Origin of the sequence: Saccharibacillus alkalitolerans, from assembly GCF_011090185.1 — a bacterium.
Lineage (GTDB): Bacteria > Bacillota > Bacilli > Paenibacillales > Paenibacillaceae > Saccharibacillus > Saccharibacillus alkalitolerans.
Window position 1 is genome coordinate 593,082 of record NZ_JAAFGS010000001.1, and the last position, 25,120, is coordinate 618,201.

At 58.0% G+C, this 25,120-nt stretch carries 26 protein-coding genes; 24 read left to right on the forward strand and 2 right to left on the reverse strand.

Features of this window, described 5'->3' with window-relative positions:
- The first annotated feature begins 35 nt into the window (after positions 1-35).
- The 8 genes from GYN08_RS02415 (at position 36) to GYN08_RS02450 (ending at position 8,817) form a co-directional block, all read left to right on the forward strand.
- Entirely contained in the window at positions 36-500 is a 465-nt protein-coding gene (locus GYN08_RS02415; RefSeq protein WP_166272154.1) for a Fur family transcriptional regulator, read from the forward strand.
- On the forward strand, positions 497-784 hold the full coding sequence (gene yidD, locus GYN08_RS02420) for a membrane protein insertion efficiency factor YidD (RefSeq protein ID WP_166272156.1): 288 nt from the start codon (positions 497-499) through the stop codon (positions 782-784). The genes GYN08_RS02415 and yidD overlap by 4 nt, the downstream gene beginning before the upstream one ends.
- Positions 785-1,025: 241 nt before the next feature.
- Positions 1,026-3,353 (forward strand): methionine--tRNA ligase, encoded by a 2,328-nt coding sequence (gene metG / locus GYN08_RS02425; protein ID WP_268952832.1) that lies wholly within the window; start codon positions 1,026-1,028, stop codon positions 3,351-3,353.
- A gap of 409 nt (positions 3,354-3,762) precedes the next feature.
- Complete coding sequence (locus GYN08_RS02430) at positions 3,763-4,776, forward strand: metal ABC transporter solute-binding protein, Zn/Mn family (protein ID WP_166272160.1); 1,014 nt, start codon at positions 3,763-3,765, stop codon at positions 4,774-4,776.
- Between the two features lie 42 nt (positions 4,777-4,818).
- Positions 4,819-5,595 carry a metal ABC transporter ATP-binding protein gene (locus GYN08_RS02435; RefSeq protein WP_166272162.1) on the forward strand — a complete coding sequence of 259 codons (777 nt, stop codon included), beginning with the start codon at positions 4,819-4,821 and terminating at the stop codon, positions 5,593-5,595.
- A 12-nt stretch (positions 5,596-5,607) separates the two neighbouring features.
- Positions 5,608-6,411, forward strand: a complete 804-nt coding sequence (locus GYN08_RS02440) for a metal ABC transporter permease (RefSeq protein WP_166272164.1) — start codon at positions 5,608-5,610, stop codon at positions 6,409-6,411.
- A gap of 205 nt (positions 6,412-6,616) precedes the next feature.
- A complete protein-coding gene (gene mntR / locus GYN08_RS02445) occupies positions 6,617-7,042 on the forward strand; it encodes a transcriptional regulator MntR (RefSeq protein WP_166272166.1) in 426 nt (141 codons plus the stop codon).
- Positions 7,043-7,230: 188 nt separating this feature from the next.
- Positions 7,231-8,817, forward strand: coding sequence for a family 10 glycosylhydrolase (locus tag GYN08_RS02450; RefSeq protein WP_166272168.1), 1,587 nt, complete (start codon positions 7,231-7,233; stop codon positions 8,815-8,817).
- A gap of 112 nt (positions 8,818-8,929) precedes the next feature.
- Here the strand turns inward: GYN08_RS02450 and GYN08_RS02455 are convergent, their stop codons facing one another.
- The gene (locus GYN08_RS02455; protein WP_166272170.1) at positions 8,930-9,313 is read right to left on the reverse strand and encodes a hypothetical protein; all 384 of its coding nucleotides are present in this window, start codon (positions 9,311-9,313) and stop codon (positions 8,930-8,932) included.
- A 6-nt stretch (positions 9,314-9,319) separates the two neighbouring features.
- The gene (locus GYN08_RS02460; RefSeq protein ID WP_166272172.1) at positions 9,320-10,321 is read right to left on the reverse strand and encodes a DUF1385 domain-containing protein; all 1,002 of its coding nucleotides are present in this window, start codon (positions 10,319-10,321) and stop codon (positions 9,320-9,322) included.
- Positions 10,322-10,690: 369 nt separating this feature from the next.
- Here GYN08_RS02460 and GYN08_RS02465 point away from each other — a divergent pair, with 369 nt between their 5' ends.
- The 16 genes from GYN08_RS02465 (at position 10,691) to ahrC (ending at position 25,103) form a co-directional block, all read left to right on the forward strand.
- Positions 10,691-11,761: a M24 family metallopeptidase gene (locus GYN08_RS02465; protein WP_166272174.1), complete on the forward strand. Its 1,071-nt coding sequence runs from the start codon at positions 10,691-10,693 to the stop codon at positions 11,759-11,761.
- A 51-nt stretch (positions 11,762-11,812) separates the two neighbouring features.
- The gene (gene efp, locus GYN08_RS02470; RefSeq protein WP_166272176.1) at positions 11,813-12,370 is read left to right on the forward strand and encodes an elongation factor P; all 558 of its coding nucleotides are present in this window, start codon (positions 11,813-11,815) and stop codon (positions 12,368-12,370) included.
- 237 nt (positions 12,371-12,607) lie between these two features.
- Positions 12,608-13,861 (forward strand): aspartate kinase, encoded by a 1,254-nt coding sequence (locus tag GYN08_RS02475; RefSeq protein ID WP_166272178.1) that lies wholly within the window; start codon positions 12,608-12,610, stop codon positions 13,859-13,861.
- Between the two features lie 199 nt (positions 13,862-14,060).
- Positions 14,061-14,531 (forward strand): acetyl-CoA carboxylase biotin carboxyl carrier protein, encoded by a 471-nt coding sequence (accB, locus tag GYN08_RS02480; protein WP_166272180.1) that lies wholly within the window; start codon positions 14,061-14,063, stop codon positions 14,529-14,531.
- Positions 14,528-15,916, forward strand: a complete 1,389-nt coding sequence (gene accC, locus GYN08_RS02485) for an acetyl-CoA carboxylase biotin carboxylase subunit (RefSeq protein WP_166272182.1) — start codon at positions 14,528-14,530, stop codon at positions 15,914-15,916. The genes accB and accC overlap by 4 nt, the downstream gene beginning before the upstream one ends.
- A gap of 82 nt (positions 15,917-15,998) precedes the next feature.
- Entirely contained in the window at positions 15,999-16,418 is a 420-nt protein-coding gene (locus GYN08_RS02490; RefSeq protein WP_166272185.1) for an Asp23/Gls24 family envelope stress response protein, read from the forward strand.
- 67 nt (positions 16,419-16,485) lie between these two features.
- Entirely contained in the window at positions 16,486-17,025 is a 540-nt protein-coding gene (gene amaP, locus GYN08_RS02495) for an alkaline shock response membrane anchor protein AmaP (RefSeq protein ID WP_166272187.1), read from the forward strand.
- Positions 17,026-17,037: 12 nt separating this feature from the next.
- A complete protein-coding gene (locus GYN08_RS02500; protein ID WP_166272189.1) occupies positions 17,038-17,271 on the forward strand; it encodes a DUF2273 domain-containing protein in 234 nt (77 codons plus the stop codon).
- 296 nt (positions 17,272-17,567) lie between these two features.
- Positions 17,568-18,020, forward strand: coding sequence for a transcription antitermination factor NusB (gene nusB, locus GYN08_RS02505; protein WP_166272191.1), 453 nt, complete (start codon positions 17,568-17,570; stop codon positions 18,018-18,020).
- Positions 18,021-18,143: 123 nt separating this feature from the next.
- Complete coding sequence (gene folD, locus GYN08_RS02510) at positions 18,144-19,004, forward strand: bifunctional methylenetetrahydrofolate dehydrogenase/methenyltetrahydrofolate cyclohydrolase FolD (RefSeq protein WP_166272193.1); 861 nt, start codon at positions 18,144-18,146, stop codon at positions 19,002-19,004.
- Positions 19,005-19,019: 15 nt separating this feature from the next.
- Positions 19,020-20,381 (forward strand): exodeoxyribonuclease VII large subunit, encoded by a 1,362-nt coding sequence (xseA, locus tag GYN08_RS02515; protein ID WP_166272195.1) that lies wholly within the window; start codon positions 19,020-19,022, stop codon positions 20,379-20,381.
- Positions 20,382-20,388: 7 nt separating this feature from the next.
- Positions 20,389-20,670 carry an exodeoxyribonuclease VII small subunit gene (gene xseB / locus GYN08_RS02520; protein WP_166273080.1) on the forward strand — a complete coding sequence of 94 codons (282 nt, stop codon included), beginning with the start codon at positions 20,389-20,391 and terminating at the stop codon, positions 20,668-20,670.
- Positions 20,671-20,696: 26 nt separating this feature from the next.
- Positions 20,697-21,572, forward strand: a complete 876-nt coding sequence (locus GYN08_RS02525) for a polyprenyl synthetase family protein (RefSeq protein WP_166273081.1) — start codon at positions 20,697-20,699, stop codon at positions 21,570-21,572.
- Positions 21,573-21,800: 228 nt separating this feature from the next.
- Positions 21,801-23,705, forward strand: coding sequence for a 1-deoxy-D-xylulose-5-phosphate synthase (gene dxs / locus GYN08_RS02530; protein ID WP_166272197.1), 1,905 nt, complete (start codon positions 21,801-21,803; stop codon positions 23,703-23,705).
- A gap of 47 nt (positions 23,706-23,752) precedes the next feature.
- Positions 23,753-24,601 carry a TlyA family RNA methyltransferase gene (locus tag GYN08_RS02535; RefSeq protein WP_166272199.1) on the forward strand — a complete coding sequence of 283 codons (849 nt, stop codon included), beginning with the start codon at positions 23,753-23,755 and terminating at the stop codon, positions 24,599-24,601.
- 52 nt (positions 24,602-24,653) lie between these two features.
- Positions 24,654-25,103: a transcriptional regulator AhrC/ArgR gene (ahrC, locus tag GYN08_RS02540; protein ID WP_166272201.1), complete on the forward strand. Its 450-nt coding sequence runs from the start codon at positions 24,654-24,656 to the stop codon at positions 25,101-25,103.
- The last annotated feature ends 17 nt before the right edge of the window (positions 25,104-25,120 follow it).

Consider the following 25,120-nt stretch of genomic DNA (forward strand, 5'->3'; position numbering starts at 1 on the left):
ATACGCCATACGTGGCAGGAGGCGAGGTTTGACCGATGCTTTCGATGGAACGCATTATCGAGATTATGGCGGAGCAGGGGCTTCGCATCACCGATCAGCGCAAGACGCTGGCGAAGTTGTTCGCCGAAGCGCCGGGCTATCTGTCCGCCAAGGACGTTTACGACTATATGGGACAAAAATATAAGGGGCTCAGCTTCGATACGGTGTACCGCAATCTGCGCGTCATGCAGGAGCTGGGCGTGCTGGAACAGATCGTATTCGAAGAAGGCGTGAAGTTCAAGCTGCACTGCAGCGAAGACCATCACCATCATCATATGATCTGCCTGCAGTGCGAGAAGACGTATCCGATCACGTTCTGCCCGATGCAGCTGACGGAGTCGCCGGACGACTTCCAGGTCGTCAAGCACAAATTCGAAGTGTTCGGCTACTGCAAGGACTGCCGGGAGGAAGCGGCGCAGGAGCCGGTCAAAGCGTCTGCCGGGAAGCGTGAAGCGCGATGAAGATTGCGCGCCGAACGGTTCAGGGACCGATCCGCTTTTACCGAAAATTCATCTCTCCGCTTAAGCCGCCGAGCTGCCGGTTCATGCCGACCTGTTCGGCTTATGCGCTGGAAGCGATCGAAGTGCACGGAGCGGCGAAGGGATCATGGCTGGCGGCCAAGCGAATCGCGAAATGCCATCCTCTGCATGCCGGAGGATACGATCCGGTTCCGCCGCGCGTCGACCGGGGTCGGCAGCGGGATCAAGGCGAAGAACAGGCGGAAGTCCGCGGTACGCAGGCCTGAAGGGCTGCGGCGCGGGCTTTTTTGTCGAATGCTCGTCTTTGCGCAAGTCCGGTCCGCGTAAGGCTTGAGGCCGGACGATGTTCCCGTCGAAATCGATCGAGGGAGGCAGGGTTGACACTGCGGGCTTTTTTTCGGTATATTTCTTGGTATAACAAATCCGAGGAACGGATGAGTAGAAGGAACAACCAGCAGCAGAGAGCCGGGTAACACGCTGCGAACCGGTCTGGGAACCCCTTTGAAGATGGTCCGGGAGGAACTTTGCGCAAGCCGCGACACGGTCGGAACAGTCGAATGCGGACCCGCCATACGGGAAGCTTTCGAACGAATTCGATTCGGATCGGGTAAGCACAGGGCGTGTTCCAGCGTTAATGGACGGTCGAATGCGACCGGCAGAGCCTTCGATTCGCGAGAACGAAGGGAATGTGGGTGGTACCGCGCGAGCTTACGGCTCTCGTCCCATAACGGGGCGGGAGCCTTTTTGGCGTTTTCCGCTCCGCTGCACGCGGCAAAGCCCCGGCAGGCCACTTTTTTCAAGAGGAGAGAAGAATCCATGACGGAGAAAAAAAGTTTTTACATCACGACCCCGATCTATTATCCGAGCGGCAAGCTGCACATCGGACACACGTACACGACGGTGGCGGCCGACGCGATGTCGCGCTATAAGCGGCTGCGCGGTTACGACGTGCGCTTCCTGACGGGAACGGACGAGCACGGCCAGAAGATCGAGCAGAAGGCGGCGGAAGCCGGTCAGACGCCGATCCAGTTTATCGACGGCATCGTCGAAGGGATTCGCAGCCTGTGGGACAAGCTCGACATTTCTTACGACGACTTTATTCGCACGACGGAAGAACGTCATATCAAAGTCGTGCAAAATATTTTCGAGCGGCTGCTGAAACAGGGCGACATCTACAAGGGCGAGTACGAAGGCTGGTACAGCATTCCGGACGAGACGTATTACACGGAATCGCAGCTGGCGGACGTCGTCCGCGACGAAAACAACAAAGTCATCGGCGGCAAAAGCCCGGAAAGCGGACATCCCGTCGAGCTGGTCAAGGAAGAATGCTACTTCTTCAGAATGAGCAAGTACGCCGACCGTCTGTTGAAATATTACGAAGACAATCCGGAATTCATCCAGCCGGAATCCCGCAAAAACGAGATGGTCAACAACTTCATCAAGCCGGGTCTCGAAGATTTGGCCGTATCCCGGACGACTTTCAAATGGGGCGTGCCGGTCAAAAGCGATCCGAAACACGTCGTCTACGTCTGGATCGACGCGCTGTCGAACTACATTACGGCGCTCGGTTACGGTTCGGACGATCCGTCGCTGTTCGAAAAATATTGGCCGGCGGACGTGCACCTGGTCGGCAAGGACATCCTGCGCTTCCATACCATTTACTGGCCGATCATGCTGATGGCGCTGGATCTGCCGCTGCCGAAAAAAGTATTCGGACACGGCTGGTTCCTGACGCGCGAAGGCAAAATGTCGAAGTCCAAAGGCAACGTTATCGATCCCGTGAAATTGATCGACCGTTACGGCCTTGACGCGCTGCGCTACTACGTGCTGCGCGAAGTCCCGTTCGGTTCCGACGGACAATTCACGCCGGAAAGCTTCGTGGAGCGCATCAACTCCGATCTGGCGAACGATCTCGGCAATCTGCTGAACCGGACGGTAGCCATGGTCGACAAGTATGTCGGCGGCGAAGTGCCGGCTTACCGGGGCCAAGTGACGCCGTTCGACGCGGCGATCGAAGAAGCGGCCTCGTCGGCCGTGGAAAAGGTCGAAAAGGCGATGGACGGCATGGAATTCTCCGTCGCGCTGACGGCGATCAGCCAATTCGTCAGCCGGACGAACAAATACATCGACGAGACGCAGCCTTGGGTCATCGCTAAGGACGACAGCCGCAAAGGCGAGTTGGAATCCGTGATGCTGCACCTGATCGAAAGCCTGCGCATCGCTTCGATTCTGCTGCAGCCGTTCCTGACCCGGGCGCCGAAGCTGATCTGGTCCCAGCTCGGCATCGCCGGCGACGAAGCGGCGGCGTGGAGAGCGTGGGATTCGCTCCGTGCGTTCGGCACGATCGCGGCCGGCACGAAGCTGCAAAAAGGCGACCCGATCTTCCCGCGTCTCGACGTCGAAGCCGAAGTCGCGAACATCGTCGAGTCGATGAGCGGCGGCACGCCGGTCAAGGCGGAGGAAGCGCCGAAGGCCGAAGCGTCGACGCCGGTCGAAGCGCCGGAGCTCAAAGAAGAGATCGGGATCGACGATTTCGGCAAAGTCGAACTGCGCGTGGCTCAGGTCATCGCCTGCGAACCGGTCAAAAAAGCCGACAAGCTGCTCAAGCTCCAGTTGGACCTCGGTTTCGAACAGCGTCAGGTTGTATCCGGTATCGCCAAGTTCTATACGCCGGAAGAATTGATCGGACGCAAAGTCATCTGCGTGACGAATCTCAAGCCGGTCAAGCTGCGCGGCGAGGAGTCGCGCGGCATGATTCTTGCGGCTTCGCACGGCGACCAGCTGACGCTGGCGACCGTGCCGGATTCGATGCCGAACGGCGCGATCGTTAAGTAAGGCCTAAGTAATGCCGGCTCCAAAAGCCTGATCGAACCGGGTTCCTCCTTAGGGAGGAACCCGGTTTTTTGCAATTCGTTTTCTTAAGGCCTGTACGCCAACTTGGACGACGTGCATCTTTGGCCGCCTTTTCGCCCCCTGCGGATGTCTACTTGAAGCGTGTAGTCATCCACCAATGGCTGCGTCAGTGCCCCTTGACGTGCCCCGGCACGCCTTCGGAACCCTTCCTTGCCGAGGACGAAAATTCGCCTAAATCTGCCTCCTTCGAAGTTTGCGTACACGCCCTAGGCAAATCGCTCGAAAAGGTTGACAATGACCGGGCAGACTTCTATAATCGGTAAGGTTACGATTAAATAAGGCGAATGCTTTTTTTTGAAATTTTTATGGAAGAAACGGAGTGTGTACAAACATGCAGCGCAACAAAAAATACGCGGGACGCTTTATCGCGGTGCTGGCACTGGCGATGCTGCTCGTGCTGTCCGCCTGCGGACGAAATTCGGCCGGAACGATTGTCGAAGGCAAAGTGAATGTCGTCACGACTTTTTATCCGATTTACGAATTCGCTTCCGCGATCGGCGGCGAAGACGCCAATGTGATCAATTTGCTCCCGACCGGGGTGGAGCCGCACGACTGGACGCCGCGCGGCCAAGACATCGTGAACACATCGAAGGCGCAGCTCTTTTTCTATAACGGAGCGGGCCTCGAAGGCTGGGTTCCCGACTTTCTCAAAGGGCTGGATGCCGGATCGAAAGTCAAAGCCGTGGAAGTCAGCAAAGGCGTCGACCTGATCCTGACGACGGAAGACGACGGGCATAACCATGGGGCGGCCGAAGAAGGTCATCACCATGAAGGCGAAGAACATTCGGAAGAAGGACATGCCGAAGAATCCGTCGATGCCAAGCATACCGATCCCCACACCTGGGTGAGTCCCAAGTCGGCGCTGATCATGGCTCAAAACATTCGCGACAGCTTGATCGAAGCGGACCCGGAACACAAAGCGGGCTACGAAGAACGCTACGCGGCGCTGTCCGGCAAGCTGAAGGAGCTGGATACCGAATTTACGGAAAAGCTGTCTGCCGTTCCGAACAAGGAGATCGTCGTATCCCACCAGGCGTTCGGCTATCTGGCACGCGATTACGGCTTGAAACAGCATGCGATCATGGGCTTGTCGCCGGATGCCGAGCCGCGCGCGCAGGATATGCTGAATCTGGCGAAGCTGGTCAAGGAAGAAGGCATCCGCTATATTTTCTTCGAGGAACTGGTATCCGATAAGCTGGCGAAGACGCTGGCCGGAGAAGCGGGCGTGGAAACGCTGGTACTGAATCCGGTCGAAGGATTGACGCAGCAGCAGGCGAAGGACGGCGACGATTATTTCAGCCTGATGCGAAATAATTTGCAAAATCTGCTGCTCGCCTTACAATAAGAAGAAGAGTTTAACGCAGCGAAACGAAAAGGAGGGATTGCCATGTCCGCCATTCCGACGGTCGACTGCCATCAGCCGATGATCGAATTACGCGACGTGTCCTTTTCTTATAAAGATCAGCACGTCATGAAGGACCTCAGCTTCAGCGTCAAAGAGCGCGATTTCGTCGGCATCGTCGGTTCCAACGGCGCCGGCAAAACGACGCTGCTCAAAATGTTGGTCGGTTTGATGCCGCCGACAAGCGGGGAAATCCGCCTGTTCGGCGAATCGATCCGAAGCTTCCGCGATTGGGAACGGATCGGCTACGTGCCGCAAAAAAACGCGCTTAATATGCTTTTTCCCGCCACGGTGCGCGAGGTGGTCACTTCGGGCCTGTACACGAACAAAAGCTTGTTCCGCCGTCTGACGAAAGAAGCCAAAGCGAAGCTGGATGACGCGCTGCAGGTGATGCGGATCGAGGACATCGCGGACAAGCGGATCGGAAGATTGTCCGGCGGCCAGCAGCAGCGCGTGTTTCTGGCGAGAGCGATGATCAACCGGCCGGATCTGCTTGTGCTGGACGAGCCGACTGTAGGCATCGACGCGGAAACGCAGGACGGATTCTTCGAACTGATCCGGCATATGCATCAGCATCACAATATTACATTCCTGATGGTGTCGCACGATATCGACCGCCTGGAAGATTATCTGGGCAAGGAACCGCGGCAGCAGAACGGGAAAATCAAGTTTTTCGTGCGTCATTCGCACGACGACCTGGACTGCGTGGAAACGGATCTGACACATTCGATGCCGCTCGTCGGGTCGGCGGAGCAAGGGTAAGGAGACGGTAACTTGGAAATTTTGTTCAGCGATTTTTTTCAGCGCGCTCTGCTCGGCGGCCTGCTCATCGGTCTCACGGCGCCGCTGATCGGCATGTTCCTTGTGCTGCGGCGGCTGTCGATGATCGGCGATACGCTGGCGCACGTCACGATCGCGGGCGTGGCGCTCGGCTTTCTCATCAATGTGTATCCGCTCGTCGTGGGTCTCGTATTCGCGGTCATCTCGTCGTTCGCGATCGAGAAGCTGCGGCGCGCGTATAAAGGCTATGCCGAGCTGTCGATCGCGGTGATCATGTCCGGCGGCGTGGCGATGGCTTCGTTCCTTTTTACGTTGGGACAGGGGTACAACACCGACGTGACCAGCTATCTGTTCGGCAGCATTTACACGCTCGGCAGCACCGATCTGTATTTGGTGGGAGGCGTGACGGTAGTGGTCGTGGCGGTCGTCGTCTTTTTCTATAAAGAGCTGTTCCTGCTGACGTTCGAGGAAGACGCCGCGGCGGTCAGCGGACTGCCGGTCAAGCTGCTCAACATGCTGATTACGGTGCTGGCGGCGCTCGTCATCAGCACGGCGATCAAGATCGTAGGCGCGCTGCTCGTATCGGCGCTGCTGACCATTCCGGTCGCCTGCAGCCTGTTTTTGGCCAAAAGCTTCCGCATGTCGATCGTGCTTGCGGTCGTCGTGGCGGAAATCGCGGTCATCGTGGGCTTGATCGTGGCGGGCATTTGGAACTTCGCGCCCGGCGCTACGATCGTGCTGCTGCTCATCGTGATGCTGCTGCTGACGCTGGTGGCGCGCCGAGGATATACCGTCTGACGGATATCCTCTTTTTTATGCCGCAAACTTGCCAATGGACCGCGAATAAAGGTATCATAGTAAGAGCCGTTTTTTGACGGACCTGCGGTTTGAACAAAAAAATGCCCTGTGCATAAGCGGCCGTCCGACGGGATGTCCGTTCACCGGCGTCATTAACGAAAAGCTGCGCAAATGCGGTTTTAAGTCAAGGAAAAGAGGGAAGCGGATGCCAACGCCCAGTATGGAAGATTATTTGGAGCGTATCTACCTGCTGATTGAGGAAAAGGGCTACGCCCGGGTATCGGATATTGCCGAAGGGCTGGAAGTCCATCCTTCATCGGTCACCAAGATGATTCAGAAGCTCGATAAGGACGAGTACCTGGTATACGAAAAATACCGCGGGCTGATCCTCACGAGCAAAGGCAAAAAGATCGGCAAGAGACTGGTGGACCGCCATCAGCTGCTGGAAGAGTTTTTGCGTCTGATCGGGGTGGAGGAGAGCCATATCTACAAAGATGTGGAAGGCATCGAACATCATCTGAGTTGGGATTCGATTACGCGGATCGAGTCGCTGGTGGAATTTTTCAACGGCGATCCGAAGCGTCTGGAGGAGCTCAAAGCTCTGCAGATCGAAGGAACGAGCGAAGGGTAGGGAGGACGTCTGTGGCCATCGGGCACAGATGTCTTTTTATTTTGGACAAACGCAAATCAAATTTCGGAATTTTATTTGCGCCGGACAGCGCTACAATTGGCAGGTTATCTGCGTATAACGGTTAGAAGGCCGGGGAGGTGCAAGCCGGGGCCCGATCACACAATTTGGAAATGAGGGAGTTTGGAAAAATGAAATGGCGTCAAGGAATTATGGTGCTGCTGGCCGTTGTGCTGCTGCTGCCGGCATGGAGCGGGCTCGGGGGGAGCAAGGCGCAGGCGGCGTCCGTCATTCGAATCATGCTGGACGGACAGCGCATCCAGGGGGATGTCGATCCTTATATCGTTTCGAACACGACGTTGGTGCCGATGCGCCTCGTCAGCGAAAACCTCGGAGCGCAGATCAAATGGTCTCAAAGCGAGAAGGTAGTCACGATCAATCAAGGGGGAACGCTGCTGTCGATCCCGCTCGGTTCGAAAACGGCGTTCGTCAACGGAAATTCCGTCGAATTGGAAGCTTCCGTCGCCAGCTTGAACGGCCGGATCATGGTGCCGCTGCGTTTCGTCGGACAGGGACTCGGGCTTGGCGTGAATTGGGATCAGGCTTCGCAGACGATTACGCTGACGACGCCGGACGGTTCGATCGGCGTGCCGACTCCGGGAGTTCCCGACAGTCAGGGCAGGCTGACCGCACTGCGCGGCGCATGGGTCGCCACGGTATCCAGTCTCGACTGGCCGTCTTCCAAAGATGCGTCCAAGCAAAAAGCGCAGTTCTCGTCCATGCTGGACCAGCTCCAGGAAACCGGCATCAACGCCGTCTTCGTGCAGGTGCGTCCAAGCGCGGATGCGCTTTACCCGTCGTCGCTCGTGCCGTGGTCGAGCGTATTGACCGGTACCCAGGGCAAAAATCCGGGATACGATCCGCTGGCGTTCATGATCGACGAAGCGCATAAGCGGGGAATGGAATTCCATGCCTGGTTCAACCCGTTCCGCGCCAGCACCGGGTCGTCGACTTCGGGCTTGGCTTCGAATCATGTCGCGAAAGCCCATCCGGATTGGATCGTCAACTTCGACGGCAAGCTGTACATCAATCCCGGCGTTCCCGCCGCTCGCCAGTCGGTGATCGACGACGTAATGGAAGTCGTGAACAATTACGACATCGACGGCGTTCACCTGGACGATTATTTCTACCCGTACGGCGAATCGTCCTCGAAGAAATTCGGCGATGATGCGACGTATAAGCAGTACAACACCGGCAATTACAGCAATAAGGGCGATTGGCGCCGTGCCAACATCAACAGCTTCGTTCAGACATTGGGCACATCGATTCATGGCGTAAAGCCGGCCGTCAGCTATGGGGTCAGTCCTTTCGGCGTCTGGCGCAACGCTTCGAGCGACCCGCTCGGCTCGAACACCAAAGCCGGCGTCACCGCTTACGATACGACCTACGCGGACGCCCGCGCCTGGATCAAAAACGAGTGGGTCGATTACGTCGCTCCGCAGGTGTACTGGAGCAATGCCAGTACGGCGGCCAATTATAAGACTCTCGTCGATTGGTGGGCGAATACGGTAGAAGGCACCGACGTCGATCTTTATATCGGCGAAGCCGCCTACAAAGTCGGCACTTCCGAAGCCGGCTGGAGCAGCGCGAACGAACTGGCCGACCATCTGGCGTACACGATCGGCCGCAAAAATGTCGACGGCAACATTTTCTTCCGCGCGCAGCATATTTTGGCGGGCAAAGTGCGAAATGTGCTGGAGAGTTATTGGGCGAATTGAAGAAAATTCGAGCTTCGGTCGATGAAAAAAAACGTCCGCCCCGGTAGGGAGCGGACGTTTTTATATGGGCACGACAAAATAAAAGAAGGGACGGCAGGATCCGTCCCTTCTTTTAATGAAATTTCGGTATGTCGTCTTCGTCTTTTCCTTTGCGTCCTTCGATCACTTGGAACGGATAGTTTTTCCGTTTCTTGGCCGGTGCGGCCGGAGCCTTTCCGCTCCGCGGGGCGGGCGGCTTGGAGGAACCGGAAGAAGACATTCGGGCCAGCTTTTCCTGAGTGCGGGCCGAAGGTTTGACCTTGGGCCGTTTGGGCGCACCGGGAGAACGGAAGCCGCCGGGCCGCCGGGCATTCGGAAGCAGGAAATAAAGCAGGGCGACTACCGCCACAAGAGCGAGCGGAATGAGCCAGGTAATGGACGGTTCCGTAATCAGTTTAAACAAGCCGATCGCGGCAAGCGCAAGAATAATCCAACCCGCGGTTCCCGGTTTTCTCATAAGACATCAACCCTCCAGAGGATCGAGTATGGCATTCGGCGCCGAAGCGGGAACGCCTTGCTTTTCGTATACGGCATCGAGCTGGCGCATCCGGTTGAACGACGCGATCGAGACTTCGACCTGTTCGTCCGTCGGTTCCTTGGTCGTCAGTAGCTGCAGCCACAGCCCCGGGTAACCCAGATAGCGCAGCACCGGCACATCGCGCAGGGCGTTGGTGAACTTCAGGAATTCGAACGATACGCCCATGACGACCGGCAGCAGCAGCAGGCGCTGCACCACGCGTTCGAGCAGCGAATCCCAACTGAACAACGAGTAAATCAGAATGCCGATAATGACAGTGAGCATGATAAAACTGCTTCCGCAGCGATAATGCAGCCGCGTGTATTTCTGCACGTTCTTCGGCGTCAGTTCTTCGCCAGCTTCGAACGCGCTGATGACTTTGTGCTCGGCTCCGTGGTATTGGAAAAGGCGTTTGACGAGCGGAGTCAAAGAGATCAAATACAAGTACAGCAGCAGCAGCACAAGTTTGATTCCGCCTTCAGCCAGATTGTGATAGATCTGATGGGCGAACGAACCTTTAAACAAAAAGTCTTCGACGAAAACCGGAACGAGCGTAAAGACGACTTTGCCGACGATAAACGAAATAATGGCCGCGGCGGTCACGCCGACGATAGCGCCGAGGCTCAGTTTGGCTTCGCCTTTCTTGTTGCTCGCTTTCAATTCTTCGCGTTCTTCCGGCGTCATTTCGTCGTCGGCGTAAGCGTCGAACGAGTAGTTGAGATGTTTGGAACCTTTGACGCTGGAGTCGATCAGGCTGACCAGGCCGCGCAGCAGCGGAATCTTTCGCAGCGAGCGGACCCAACCTTTTTCTTCGCGGGGCACTTCGAGAAAAGTGATCTCCCCGCTCTTGCGGCGTACCGCGGTAACGTTGACGTGCTTGCCGCCGAACATGACTCCTTCGATCACGGCTTGTCCGCCGTAAGCGACGGGAGCGGATTTTTCAGACAACACCTTCACCTTCCTAAACGTTTTAAAATAACCCTCTGCGGCTTGATCGACGATCGGCACCGGCCGGTACGCTGCGCGACACGGGCCGCCGTCCGAAAACGCGTTTTCCCGCAAACGACAAAGTCCGAAACGGCAGGGAGACGGTATTTGCCGCAAACGGCGCGCTAGAGACATTTCTTTTCATTGTATCGGATTTTACAGGCAAATACCAGCGAACGGGCAGCCGTTAAGACGGAATAAGACGGAACAGCCCGCGCGTAAAAAGGCTTCTCAGAGGGGGCGGGCGTGTGATAGAATGTAATGTGGTAATTTCGCTTGAGGTTCTGGAAAATACGAACTGAATAGGTTCACCGGGAAAGAGGAGAAAATATGCAGCAGCGTGTAAACAAATTGCGCGAAGCCATGGCGGCTCACGGCGTCAGCGCAATGTTTGTGGCCAGTGACATTAATCGTCGTTACCTGACCGGATTCACGGGTTCCGCCGGATATGTGCTCATCACCGAGAGCGAGAGCTACCTGCTGACCGATTTCCGTTACATGACGCAGGCGCCGCAGCAGGCCAAGGACTTCAAGGTGGTCGAGCATGCGCCGAAAGTAATGGATACGGTCAAAGGGCTGCTCGGTTCTTCGGCGAAGCTCGGTTTCGAGCAGGAACATGTCACATTTGCGACGTATCAGAACTACCGGGAAGCGCTTGCCGGAATCGAACTCGTGCCGGTGTCGGGCCTCGTGGAAGGCCTGCGCATCTTCAAGGACGAGGGAGAACTGGCGGTCATGCGCGAAGCGGCGGCGCTGGCGGACCGGACCTTCAGCCATATTTTGACGAAGATCCGTCCGGGCGTGACCGAGCGCGAGCTCGATCTGCAGATGGAAATGTTCATGCGCGAAAACGGCGCGACGTCGTCGTCCTTCGACACGATCGTCGCTTCCGGCGAACGTTCGGCGCTTCCGCACGGCGTGGCGAGTTCGCGCGTCCTTCAGGGCAACGAGTTCATTACGTTCGACTTCGGCGCCCTGCTGAACGGATACTGTTCGGATCTAACCCGCACCGTCGTGCTGGGCGAGGCGAGCGATCGTCACCGCGAAGTGTACGGTATCGTGCTTGAAGCGCAGCTCAACGCGCTGGACAAGATCCGTCCGGGCATGACCGGGCGCGAAGCGGACGCGCTGACCCGGGACATCATCTCGTCGTACGGCTACGGCGAGAACTACGGGCACAGCACGGGACACGGCCTCGGCATGGAAGTGCACGAGAACCCGCGTTTGTCCAAGCTCAGCGACGACATTCTGAAGCCGGGCATGGTCGTCACCGTAGAACCGGGTATATATATTCCGGGCTTCGGCGGCGTCCGGATCGAAGACGACATCGTGATTACCGAAACGGGAATCGAGATCATCACGTCTTCGGTCAAAGAGCTTACCCTTCTGCCGATGGCATAAGGCAATCTCAGAAGCATATCAGCAAGCAACCATTCCAAGGAGGGATCCTCTGTGATTTCCGTAAACGATTTTAAAACAGGCCTGACCGTCGAAGTGGACGGCGACATCTTCACCGTTATCGAGTTCCAGCACGTAAAACCGGGTAAAGGCGCGGCGTTCGTCCGTTCCAAGCTCAAAAACCTGCGCAACGGCAACACCGTGGAGCGCACGTTCCGCGCCGGCGAAACGATCGGCCGCGCGCAGATCGAAAACCGCGGCGTGCAGTATCTGTACGCAAGCGGCCAGGACCACACGTTCATGGACAACGAAACGTATGACCAGTTCACGCTTGCGAGCGAACAGCTCGAGTGGGAACTGAAATTCCTGCGCGAAAACATGAACGTGAACATCATCAGCTACCAGGGCGAAATCCTCGGCATCAACCTGCCGACGAGCGTCGAGCTGAAAGTCGTCGAAACGGAGCCGGGCATCAAAGGCAACACGGCGACGGGCGCGACCAAGAACGCGAAGCTCGAAACGGGCCACAACGTTCAGGTGCCGTTGTTCATCAATGAAGGCGACGTGCTGCTGATCGATACGCGCGAAGGCAAGTACGTGTCCCGCGCCTAGTTTTTCCCGATTTGCCGGCGAATTTCGCTGCCGGTCTTCCAAGCTCTCTGCCCGCACTGCGGCGCAGGGAGCTTTTTTATGCAAACGACCGTCGGAAAGTATAAAAAAATGACTGAAAAAACAATGGAAGCAGGCAGCGTTTTCGTATTATACTCTTTTAAAGCGATAAAATAGACCGGAGCCGTCCTCGCACGGACCTAAAGAAGCTCCGGCAACACGCGGGGGAGTGAACACGTTTTGTCATTATTCGTCATGAAATTCGGAGGCAGTTCCGTAGGCGACACCGAGCGGATGCAGCGGGTTGCCAAGCGCATCGCCGAGAAAAAGGAAGAAGGTCACCAATGCGTCGTCGTCGTATCGGCAATGGGGGATACGACGGACGATTTGATCGATACGGCCAAGCGGCTGAGCGACAAGCTGCCGGCCCGCGAAATGGATATGCTGATGACGACCGGCGAGCAAATCTCGATCTCGCTGCTGTCGATCGCGATCCAGGCGATCGGCCACGAAGCGGTCTCGTTCACCGGCTGGCAGGCCGGATTCGAAACGGAAGCGAGCCACGGGAGCGCCCGTATCACGCAGATTCGTCCGGACCGGGTATTGAAAGCGCTGGACGCGGGCAAAATCGTCATCGTCGCCGGCTTCCAGGGAATGAGCGAAGACGGAGAGATCACGACGCTCGGCCGGGGCGGCTCGGATACGACGGCCGTCGCGCTCGCGGCGGCGATCAAGGCCGACGCCTGCGAGATCTACACCGACGTGGACGGCATTTACTCGACCGACCCTCGGATTGTCAAATGCGCGCGCAAACTGCTGTCGATCTCGTACGACGAGATGCTGGAGCTGGCTCATTTGGGCGCGGCCGTGCTGCATCCCCGGGCGGTGGAATACGCCAAGCATAACAGCGTTCGCCTGGTTGTCCGTTCAAGCTTTAATTATAATGAAGGAACCGTAGTGGAGGAGGAGTCGAGCATGGAACAGGGAGTTGTAGTGAGCGGGATCGCTTACGATAAAAACGTGGCGCGCATCAGCATTTTGGGCGTATCCGACGTGCCGGGCGTGCTGGCGGGCGTCTTCGGCGCATTGGCGGCGGAACGGGTCGACGTCGATATCATCGTGCAGAGCGGGGCGCAGGACGGCAAAGCCGATTTCTCGTTTACGGTGAACGGTTCCGAAGCCGAGCGGGCGCTGAAAGTGATCGAAAGCAACCGCGACACCGTGCCTTACCGCGAACTGACTTCCGAATCCGATCTCGTCAAAGTATCCATCGTGGGCGCGGGCATGGTCAGCCACCCGGGCGTGGCCGCGGAAATGTTCCGCGTCATCTCCGACCAGGGCGTCAGCATCAAGATGGTCAGCACGTCGGAGATCAAAGTCTCTTGCGTGATCGAAGGGGAAAAAGTCAAAGACATTATCGCTTCGCTGCATACGGCCTACAACCTGGATACCCAGGAGCAGGCGTTCGTCGGCGGTCCGCAGGATCGCCGCTGAGCGTCGGCAGGAGAAAGTAAGCGGCAGAGCTGCCGATAACCGGAAAGAGGGCGGTCGTTTCCTGCGGGAGGCCGCCCTTTTTATTTTGCAAGGTTGTGATATAATACATAACGTTAGTTAAACGGCTTGCCGTGCATTTTACAAAATGCTGCATAAAGGTAACCCGCACAAGCCTGAAAATGTTAAGGAGCGTGCCCGAATGTTTAAAATAAGCGAAATCAAAGAACTTATCGAACTGCTTGACCGGACGTCGGTTCAAGAATTGGAATTGGAAGAAGAAGGCGCGCGCGTCGTCATTCGCAAAGGAGGACGCGTCGACGCTTCCGCCCTGCAGGCGCCTGTATGGGTACAGCAGCCGCAGACCCCGGCGGTCTCCGCGCCGAACGCCGCGGCCGAACCCGCCGTTCAGCCTTCGGCACCCGACGCTTCTTTACATAAAATCGTCTCCCCGATGGTCGGCACGTTCTATGCCTCCCCGTCGCCGGATGCCGATGCCTATGTAAGCGCGGGCAGCCGCGTCAACGAAAAATCGGTCGTCTGCATCATCGAAGCGATGAAACTCATGAACGAACTTCTGGCCGAAGTGAAAGGCGAAATCGTCGAAGTATTGGCCGAGAACGGTCAGCTGGTCGAATACGGACAGCCGCTGTTCCTGGTCAGAGCGGAATGAGCGAAGCGGCAGCGGAAGGAGGATATATCGATTTGGAGAAGACGAAATTCAATAAAATTTTGGTCGCCAACCGCGGCGAGATCGCTGTGCGGATTATTCGCGCATGCCGCGAGTTGGGGATCTCGACGGTGGCGGTTTATTCCGAAGCGGACCGCGATTCCCTGCATGTCCGTCTGGCCGACGAAGCGTACTGCATCGGGCCTACGGCTTCGAAGGACAGCTACCTGAACTTCACGAACCTGATGAGCGTAGCGACGCTGACCGAATGCGACGCCGTACATCCCGGCTACGGCTTCCTCGCCGAAAACGCGGATTTTGCGGAAATTTGCGAATCCTGCAATATTACTTTTATCGGCCCTTCGCCGGATGCCATCACGAAAATGGGCGATAAAGCCGTCGCCAAGTCGACGATGCAGGAAGCCGGCGTGCCGGTCATTCCGGGTTCCGACGGTCTCGTCGAAGATCTGGAGCAGGCGATCGAAATCGCCCGCGGAATCGGCTATCCGGTCATTATCAAAGCGACAGCCGGAGGCGGCGGCAAAGGGATTCGTCTGGCCGAAGACGAAGAAACGCTGCGTCAGCAGATCGTGGCCGCGCAGCAGGAAGCCGAAAAAGCGTTCGGCAACGCCGGCGTCTATCTGGAGAAATTCCTGACGGGCATGAAGCACGTCGAAATTCAGATCATCGCCGACAAGCACGGCAGCGCGGTTCATCTGGGCGAGCGCGACTGCTCCGTGCAGCGCCGGCGTCAGAAGCTGGTCGAGGAAGCGCCGTGCTCGGTCATCTCCGAAGAAGTTCGCGAGGCGATGGGCCAGGCCGCGGTGCGCGCCGCTCATGCCGTCAACTACTCCGGCGCCGGCACGCTCGAATTCCTGCTCGGACCCGACGGGAACTTCTATTTCATGGAGATGAACACCCGCATCCAGGTCGAACATCCGGTGACGGAAATGGTTACGGGCGTCGATTTGATCCAGGAGATGATTTCGGTCGCCGAAGGCAATCCGCTGTCGTTCGCCCAGGAAGACGTCAAGATCAACGGCTGGTCGATCGAATGCCGCATCAACGCGGAAGATCCGGAACGCAATTTCATGCCGGCTCCGGGCAGAATCGGCTTCTACCTTCCGCCGGGCGGACCGGGCGTACGGGTGGACAGCGCCGCTTATCAGGGCTACAATATTCCGCCGTTTTACGATTCGATGATCGCCAAACTGATCGTCTGGGCGCCGACGCGGCAGGAGGCAATCGCCAAAATGAAGAGAGCGCTGGCCGAGTTTGCCGTCGAAGGCATTCCGACCACGATTCCGTTCCACCAGCGCCTGCTGAATCACGAGACGTTCGTACGCGGCGATTTCGACATCAAATTCCTTGAGGAAAACGAAGTCTGAACGTGACAAACGCCGTTTGTCACATCGGACGGCAGATGATATATTAAGGAATAAATAATCCATAAGGTGGATGGTATCGATTATGAGCAGCTTACCTACAGAATTCGAACGCACGGAGATCGGCGAGATCCAGATCGCCCCTGAAGTAATCGAGGTGATCGCGGGCCTGGCCACGATCGAAGTGGAAGGCATTGCGGGCATGAGCGGCGGGTTTGCCGGCGGGATCGCCGAGCTGCTCGGACGCAAAAACCTGTCCAAAGGCGTGAAAGTGGAAGTGGGCCAGCGCGAGGCCGCGGTCGACGTGTCCGTGATCGTGGAGTACGGTTCCCGTCTGCCCGAAGTAGCCGGTGCCGTACAGCGGAACGTCAAGCGTTCGATCGAGATGATGACGGGATTGTCCGTTATCGAAGTGAACGTGCATGTGCACGACGTGCAGTTCAGAGCCAAGGCGGTCGAAGGACGGCCCGAAGAACTCGATCTCGGCACACCCCGGGTGAAATAACGTTTTTTTCCAACCCCCGACCCGCAAAGTCGGGGTTTACTACCGTTTTGAGGGGGCTTGGCTGTACGTGGCAAAAATTGTAGACCGTCTGCTGCTGTTCGTATACAGCATAACGATTCTGATCTTGAGCATCTTCGCTATCCTTCTGCTGAGCCGTTCGGTGCGGATGCCGGTCGACTTCCGGTTCGATCTGCCTACGCTGTCCGTCCTGATCGCCGCCGCGGCGGTGCTGATTCTGATCAGCCTGCGCATGCTTTACGTGTCGCTGCGGCGCAGCCGGGGACATCTGAACTCCGTCGATCAGCGTACAAGCCTCGGCGACATTCAGATTTCCGTGGAAACGATCGAAAATCTGTGCCTGAAGGCGGCTTCGCGCGTAAAAGGCGTCAAGGAGCCCCGCACGCGCATCCGCATGACCGAACCCGGGCTTGAAGTCCAGATTCGGGCAATCATCGACGGGGAGCATGCGATCCCCCTGTTGACGGAAGAAGTGCAGCGCGGCGTCAAGGAATTCGTCCAGGATATTACGGGCATTCCGGTGGCGGCGGTCTCGGTCTACATTGCCGGGGTGGTGCAGAATCAGGCCTTCAAAAGCCGCGTGGAATAGGGGTGAGCGGCAATGAAATGGGATGAGATCTGGACCGTGTACGGCGGACGCCTGGCCTGGACGGCATGGGGGTTGTTCTTCGGCCTCCTGTACCTGTTCGTGGGATTCTGGCACATGATCGTGGTGGCCCTGCTTACGCTCCTCGGTTATTGGATCGGACGCCGCAAAGACCTGCGTTCCGGTCCGCTGCTTCCCTGGGGCGAAATTCGCGCGAGGCTGGCCGAGCGCTGGAGACCGTTTCGCTGAGCGAATACGGAAAAACGCGAGAAGACGGGCTTTTGTTCTTTTTTCTCGCGAAGCAAGTAAGCGAAAGCCTGTGAGACGTTTTTACGCCGGACATGAAGAACTGCTTGCGTCCGTCTTCTGTACAAGACAGGCGGCGTTTCCTGCCGGAATGCGAGGGCGAAACGGCCCTTTGCCATCCGGTCCGTTTTTGCGGAAACCGCAGCTTTCTGAAGCCGGGAGAAGCGTTTCACAGGTTTTTGCATGTTCAAGAACGAAACAACATGAACCGAAAGAACACTAGATTGCGGGAGGGACCCATGAAAAGAAGATTGGGAAGAGAATTGGCCGTACAAAGTTTGTATCAGATGGAAATGAACGAGGTGGCGGCATTCGATGCGGTGTCGATGCTGATCTCCGAAGCCGGCGACGAAAACGAAGGCGAAGTCAAACTCGAAGATGCGGATCGGCTGGCCGAATACGTGCTGGCGCTCGTCAACGGCGTATGGACGCATAAAGCGGCAATCGACGATCTGCTCGGGGTTTACCTCAAAGGCTGGCAGATCAGCCGTCTGTCGCGCGTGGACCGTCAAATTCTGCGTCTGGCCGCCTACGAAATGATTTTCGCCGAAGACGTGCCCGCCAAGGTTGCCGTCAACGAAGCGATCGAATTGTCGAAGCATTTCGGTACCGAAGAGTCCGGGAAATTCGTCAACGGCGTGCTCGGCAAAATGATTCAGGATGCGGACGAACTGAAGAAGAAATTGAAGTAAAGCAAGCGGATAACAACGCTGGTTCGACCCCGCACGACGTAACCGGCGGAGGGAGAGGTTCGGTGCAGGAGCGAACTTTCCCCGAAGCCTTTCATTACAGCAGATCGAAGGAGAGAGAAAATCATGACGACAGCCCAAATCATCAGCGGAAAACAAGTATCGGACGAAATTCGCCAGAACCTGAAAACCGAAGTCGAAGGTCTCGCGGCCCAAGGCTGCGTGCCCGGACTTGCCGTCGTGCTCGTCGGGGAAGACCCGGCCTCCCAGGTCTACGTGCGCAACAAGGCGAAAGCCTGCGAGGATCTCGGCTTCTATTCCGAAGTCCATCGCCTGGATGCCGACACGTCGCAGGAAGACCTGCTGGCGCTCGTGCATAAGCTGAACGGACAGACGGACATCAACGGCATTCTCGTGCAGCTTCCGCTGCCGGAACATATCGAAGAGAAAGCGGTCATCAATGCGATCTCGCCGGAAAAAGACGTCGACGGCTTCCATCCGGTCAACGTCGGCAATCTCGTCATCGGCGACGACAGCCTGCTGCCGTGCACGCCGGCCGGCGTGATCGAGCTGATCAAGCATACGGGTATCGAAATGTCCGGCAAGCACGCCGTCGTCATCGGGCGCAGCAATATCGTCGGCAAGCCGGTCTCGCTGCTGCTGCAGCGCGAGAATGCGACCGTCACGATGTGCCACTCGCGCACGGCGAACATGAAGGAGCTGACCCGTCAGGCCGACATTCTTGTCGTGGCGGTGGGCCGCGCCAACTTCGTGGATGCTTCGTACATCAAGCCCGGCGCCGTCGTCATCGATGTCGGGATTAACCGGCTGGAGACGGGCAAGCTGGCCGGCGACGTGGACTTCGAATCGGCAAGCACGGTATCCGGCCCGATTACGCCGGTGCCGGGCGGGGTGGGGCCGATGACCATCACGATGCTGATGAAAAATACGCTGCTTGCCGCCAAACGCGCGCACGGCCTTTCGTAAGCGGGAGCGGTTAATATGGAGCAGCGCATACTGTCGATTCAGGAGCTGAACCGGTATATCCGCCAGAAGTTCGAAGCGGATCCGCTGCTGCCGGAAGTGTGGGTGCGCGGCGAAATTTCGAACTTTACGCATCATTCGAGCGGTCATATGTATTTCACGCTTAAGGACGCCGGCAGCCGGGTGCGGGCGATCATGTTCGCTTCGCATAACAAGCGGCTGCCGTTTATTCCGCGCGAAGGCACGAGGGTTATCGCGCAGGGCAGCGTCTCGGTGTTCGAGCGGGACGGCCAATACCAGCTGTATCTGACGCAGATGCAGCCCGACGGCGTCGGCAGCCTGTACTTGGCTTACGAACAGCTTAAGAAGAAGCTGGAATCGGAAGGGCTGTTCGACGAGGGCGGCAAGAGAAAAATTCCGACGATGCCGAGGGCGATCGGCGTCATTACGTCGCCGACGGGCGCGGCCGTCCGGGATATCCTGACGACGCTGGGCCGGCGCTTTCCGGGCATTCCGGTCATGCTGTATCCGGCGCTGGTGCAGGGCAAGGAAGCCGCCGCGTCGATCGTGCGCGGCATCCGCATCCTGAACCGGCTGGGCGAAGCCGACGTGCTGATCGTCGGCCGCGGCGGAGGGTCGCTGGAAGAGCTTTGGGCCTTCAACGAGGAGATCGTGGCCCGGGCGATCTACGATTCGGCGATCCCCGTCATCTCGGCCGTGGGGCACGAGACGGACTTTACGATCGCCGATTTCGCCGCCGATCTGCGGGCGGCAACGCCTACCGCCGCCGCCGAGCTGGCGGTGCCGGACCGGCGCGAACTGCAGCAGCGCGTCTTGCAGCTGCAGCAGCGCCTGCGCGGCGCCCTGCTGCGCCGCGCCGCGCAGGAGCGCGACCGTCTCGCGCGCCTGCAGCGCTCCGCCGTGCTGCGGCAGCCGGAGCGCGCGCTGCAGCCGCACGCGCAGCGGCTCGACGGGCTGACGCGCCGCCTGACGGCGCGGACGCAGGTCCGTCTCGCCGCAGGGCGCGACAAGCACGCGCGCCTGCACGGCAGACTGGCGCGCTTCTATCCGGGCGCGCAGCTGCAGCTGGCTTCGCGCCAGCTCGGCGCGCTGGACGGACGCCTGGCCGCCGCCGTGAACGCGTCGGTCAAGGATCGGCGACAGCGGCTTCTGGGCAGCGTGCGCCAGTTGGACGCGCTGAGCCCGCTCAAAGTAATGGCTCGGGGCTACAGCCTCGTATACGATGAAAACGAAGAGAAACTGATCAAATCCGCGCGAGAAGTGCGCGAAGGCGACCGGGTGATCGTCCGAGTGAACGACGGAAGTCTGGACTGCCGGGTCGTCCAAACGACGGAGGAGGGCAATCGAAGTGGACAATAACGCGGAAATGCAATCCAATGGAGATCCATCCCGGCAAGCGGCGGCAGGCGCCGAACTGAATTTCGAGCAGGCGATGGATCAACTGGAAGCGATCGTGACGGAGTTGGAACGGGGCGACGTGCCGCTGGAGAAATCGATCGACCTGTTCCAGCGCGGGATGCAGCTGTCGCAGCTGTGCGGTCAGAAGCTTGAGCAGGTAGAGCGAAAAATCGAAACGATCGTCGAAGAGGACGGACAGCTTCGGCGCCGGAACTTCGCGGGCGAAGCGGAAGGCGGGGATTCCTTTTGAGCAGGGCGTTTGCGCTCGAAGCATATATGAAAGAAGTGGCGGGCGAGTTGGAAGCTTATTTCGCCGAAGCTTTTCCGGCGGAATGGGACATGCCGCCCGCGCTGCTGGAATCGATGAAATATTCGCTGGACGCCGGCGGAAAACGCCTGCGCCCGCTGCTGGTCGTAGCGGCCTGCGAAAGTCTCGGAGGCAGCCGAAAAGCGGCGATTCGCGTTGCCGCTTCCGTGGAGATGGTGCATACGTATTCGTTGATTCATGACGACCTGCCCGCCATGGACGACGACGACCTGCGCCGCGGCAAGCCGACCAACCATAAAGTGTTCGGCGAGGCGATGGCGATTCTGGCCGGAGACGGTCTGCTGACGCATGCTTTTTACGTGGTGGCGACGCTGTCGAAAGACGGATTGCTGCCAGCCGAAGCGGCTGTCGCAATCGTGTCCGACCTGGCGGAATACGCCGGGCCGCGCGGAATGGTCGGCGGACAGGTCGCCGATATGGAAGGCGAGCAGGGAACGACGGATCTGGAGCGGCTGGAATACATTCACCTGCATAAGACGAGCGACCTGATTATGTTTTCCGTGCTTGCGGGCGGTCGCGCCGCCGGAGCGACGCCGGAGCAGCTTGAAGCGCTGCGGACGTTCGGACGCGGCATCGGACTGGCGTTTCAAATTCAAGACGATATTCTCGACCTGGTCGGCGACGAAAGCAAGCTCGGCAAGAAGACGCAGAGCGACGTGAAGATGGAAAAGGTGACCTACCCGTATTTCCTGGGCATCGACAAGTCGCGCGAGGAAGTGCGCCGTTTGAGCGAAGAGGCCAAATCGGCCGTTGCGAACGCGGGCTTGAACTCCGCGGAAACGCTGCTTGCGATCGCCGATTATTTGGTGGAACGGGACCGGTAGAACGAAGCGGATCGGGAGATTCCGGTTTCGCCGCTCGCTTGCTTGGGTATTGAACATCAGAGAAACGGCAGCGTATAGGACGGAAGGCCAGGGCCTCAAATTGGCTTTGTTTCCCGAAAAACGATATAATACCGGTACTACTGCGTTGCCTCCGTACGATCGGGGCCGCATTCAAAAACATCGTTCGCGACCGAATTCAGGAAAATGAAGGAAAGCGGGGAATGACATATGCTCCTTCCACAAATCAATCAACCCGGCGATCTGAAGAAGCTGCCGGCCGAACAGTTGGCGCCGCTCGCCCAGGAAATTCGTCAATTTTTGATCGAAAAGCTGTCGGTGACCGGCGGCCATCTGGCTTCCAATCTGGGAGTGGTCGAGCTGACGCTGGCGCTGCATTACTGTTACGAAAGTCCGAAGGACAAATTTATTTTCGACGTGGGCCATCAAGCCTACGTGCATAAAATTTTGACCGGAAGACAAGAGAAATTCGACAGCCTGCGCAAGTACAAAGGGCTGTGCGGCTTCGTCAAGCGCGCGGAGAGCGAGCACGACGTCTGGGAAGCGGGCCACAGCAGCACTTCGCTGTCCGCGGCGATGGGCATGGCCTTGGCGCGCGATCTGAAAGGCGAGGACAACAAGGTCGTTGCGGTAATCGGCGACGGCGCGTTGACCGGCGGCATGGCTTTCGAAGCGCTCAACCATATCGGGCACGAGAAAAAGAACCTGCTGGTCGTGTTGAACGACAACGAAATGTCCATCGCGCCGAACGTGGGCGCCATGCACAATTATTTGAGCCGCGTCCGTTCGGACAAACATTATCTGCGCGCCAAAGACGACGTCGAATCGCTGATCAAAAAAATTCCGGCGATCGGCGGCAAGCTGGCGCGCACGGCGGAAAAAGTCAAAGACAGCCTGAAGTACATGATGGTGCCGGGCGTGCTGTTCGAAGAACTGGGCTTCAAATACATCGGTCCGATCGACGGGCACGATCTGCCGAAGCTGCTCGAAACGTTCCGCCAGTCCGACAATATCGACGGACCGGTGCTCGTGCATGTCGTGACGACGAAAGGCAAAGGCTACAAGCCGGCGGAAGCCGACTCGCATAAATGGCACGGCATTTCGCCGTACAAGATCGAGTCGGGCAAGACGCTGAAGTCGGCCGGCAACCCGATGTACACCGAAGTATTCGGCAAAACGCTGATCGAATTGGCGGAGCAGGACGAGCGCATCGTCGCCGTTACGCCGGCCATGCCGGGCGGTTCGGGACTGATGGAGTTCGCGGCGAAATTCCCGAAACGGATGATCGACGTCGGCATCGCCGAGCAGCATGCCGCCACGCTGTGCGCCGCGATGGCCATGGAAGGGATGAAGCCGGTATTCGCCGTATATTCGACCTTCATGCAGCGCGCTTACGATCAGATCGTGCACGATATCTGCCGTCACAACGCCAACGTCATGTTCGCGATCGACCGGGCGGGTTTTGTCGGCGCGGACGGGGAGACGCATCAGGGCGTGTACGATATTGCGTTCCTGCGCCATATCCCGAACATGGTGCTGATGATGCCGAAGGACGAGAACGAGCTGCGTCACATGATGAAGACCGCGCTCGATTACGATCAGGGACCGATCGGCTTCCGTTATCCGCGGGTGAACGGACTCGGCGTCGCGCTGGATCCTGTGCTGAAAAGCATTCCGATCGGCAGCTGGGAGACGGTGCGCGAAGGCGAACACTGCGCGATTTTGGCTGTCGGACCGATGGTACAGACCGCCCTTGCGGCGGCCGAGCAGTTGAAGTCGTCCGGCATCCAGGCGAGCGTCGTCAACGCGCGCTTCCTGAAGCCGCTCGACGAAAAAATGTTGACCGACCTCGCTTCCGGCGGCGTCAAGCTGCTGGTGATGGAAGAAGCTTCGCAGGCCGGCGGTCTCGGCAGCGCGGTGCTCGAGTTTTATGCATCGCGGGGCATCGAACATGCCGAAGTGCGGATTCTGGGCGTGCCGGACTGCTTCATCGAGCACGGCAGCATCAAGGAGCAGCAGCAGGAGGCGGGCTTAACGGCCGAGCACGCTGCCGATCTGATTCGGGAGATCGTGACGGGAAGCCGACTGGCGCTTAGGGCGGGAATGCCGTCTTAAGTCCGTACGGACGCCATTCGTATTTTACACAGAAAGAGAGGCCGATCATGGCCGTGCAAAAAGAAAGAATCGACGTGCTGCTCGTAGAGCAGGCGTATTACGAAAGTCGGGAGAAAGCGAAGGCCGCCATTATGGCAGGCCTCGTTTTCGCCGATAACGAGCGGATCGAGAAGCCGGGCATGAAGGTGTCCCGCGAAGCGGCGCTGCACGTCAAGGGCGCCGTTCATCCGTATGTCAGCCGAGGCGGGCTTAAGCTGGAAAAAGCGCTGAAAACGTTCGGCATCGACATGGAACGGCGGGTTATGCTGGATATCGGTTCTTCGACCGGCGGTTTTACCGACTGCGCGCTGCAAAACGGGGCTTCGTATGTGTACGCCATCGATGTCGGGTACAACCAGCTCGATTGGTCGCTGCGAAACGACGAGCGCGTCTGCGTCATGGAGCGTACCAATTTTCGCTATATGACGCCGGAGGAACTCAAAGGACCGCAGCCGGATTTTGCGAGCATCGACGTCTCGTTTATTTCGCTGCGCCTGATTCTGCCCCCTCTCGTGCAGCTGCTGCGCCGACCGGCCGAGGTCGCGGCGCTGATCAAGCCGCAGTTCGAAGCCGGCCGCGAGAAGGTAGGCAAGTCGGGGGTCGTGCGCGATCGCAAGGTCCACGAGGAAGTGCTGAACGAAGTGCTGAGCTTCGCGAACGCGCTGGGGTTCGAAATCGGGGGACTCACGTTTTCGCCGATTACCGGCGGGGAAGGGAACGTCGAATTTCTCGCGTATCTGAAGCTTCCGGAAGGAGAAACGCTTCCGCTTGGCGAAGAAGTCATCCGGGAGTTGGCGTCGAATACCGCGGCGGAAGCCGCTCGAAATTTCCACAGAAACTCATCCGCCGAACGGTGAGTTTCTTTGTGTTGAATGCGTTTATTTATATATGCTGGCGAGGGGGAGTCGTATGAAGGGACAACGACATATCAAGATTCGGGAAATCATTTCGAACCGGGACATCGAGACGCAGGACGAACTGGTCGCCGCGCTGCGTACGGCCGGCTTCCAGGTTACTCAGGCCACGGTGTCGCGAGATATCAAGGAACTGCTGCTGATCAAGGTGCCGCTTGACGACGGCCGTTACAAATATTCGATGCCGACCGATCAGCGCTACAATCCAGTACAGAAGTTCAAGCGTGCGCTGGTGGACAATTTCGTTCATATCGACCATTCGGGCAATCTTGTCGTCATGAAGTGTCTGCCGGGGACGGCAAACTCCATTGCGGCGCTGCTCGACAATATGGAATGGCCGGAAATCATGGGAACGATTTCGGGAGACGACACGATTCTGTTGATCTGCCGGGAACCTGAACACAGTCAGACCGTGATCGGCCAAATTATGGGGTTTATTTCCTAAACTTTATCGAGGTGAGT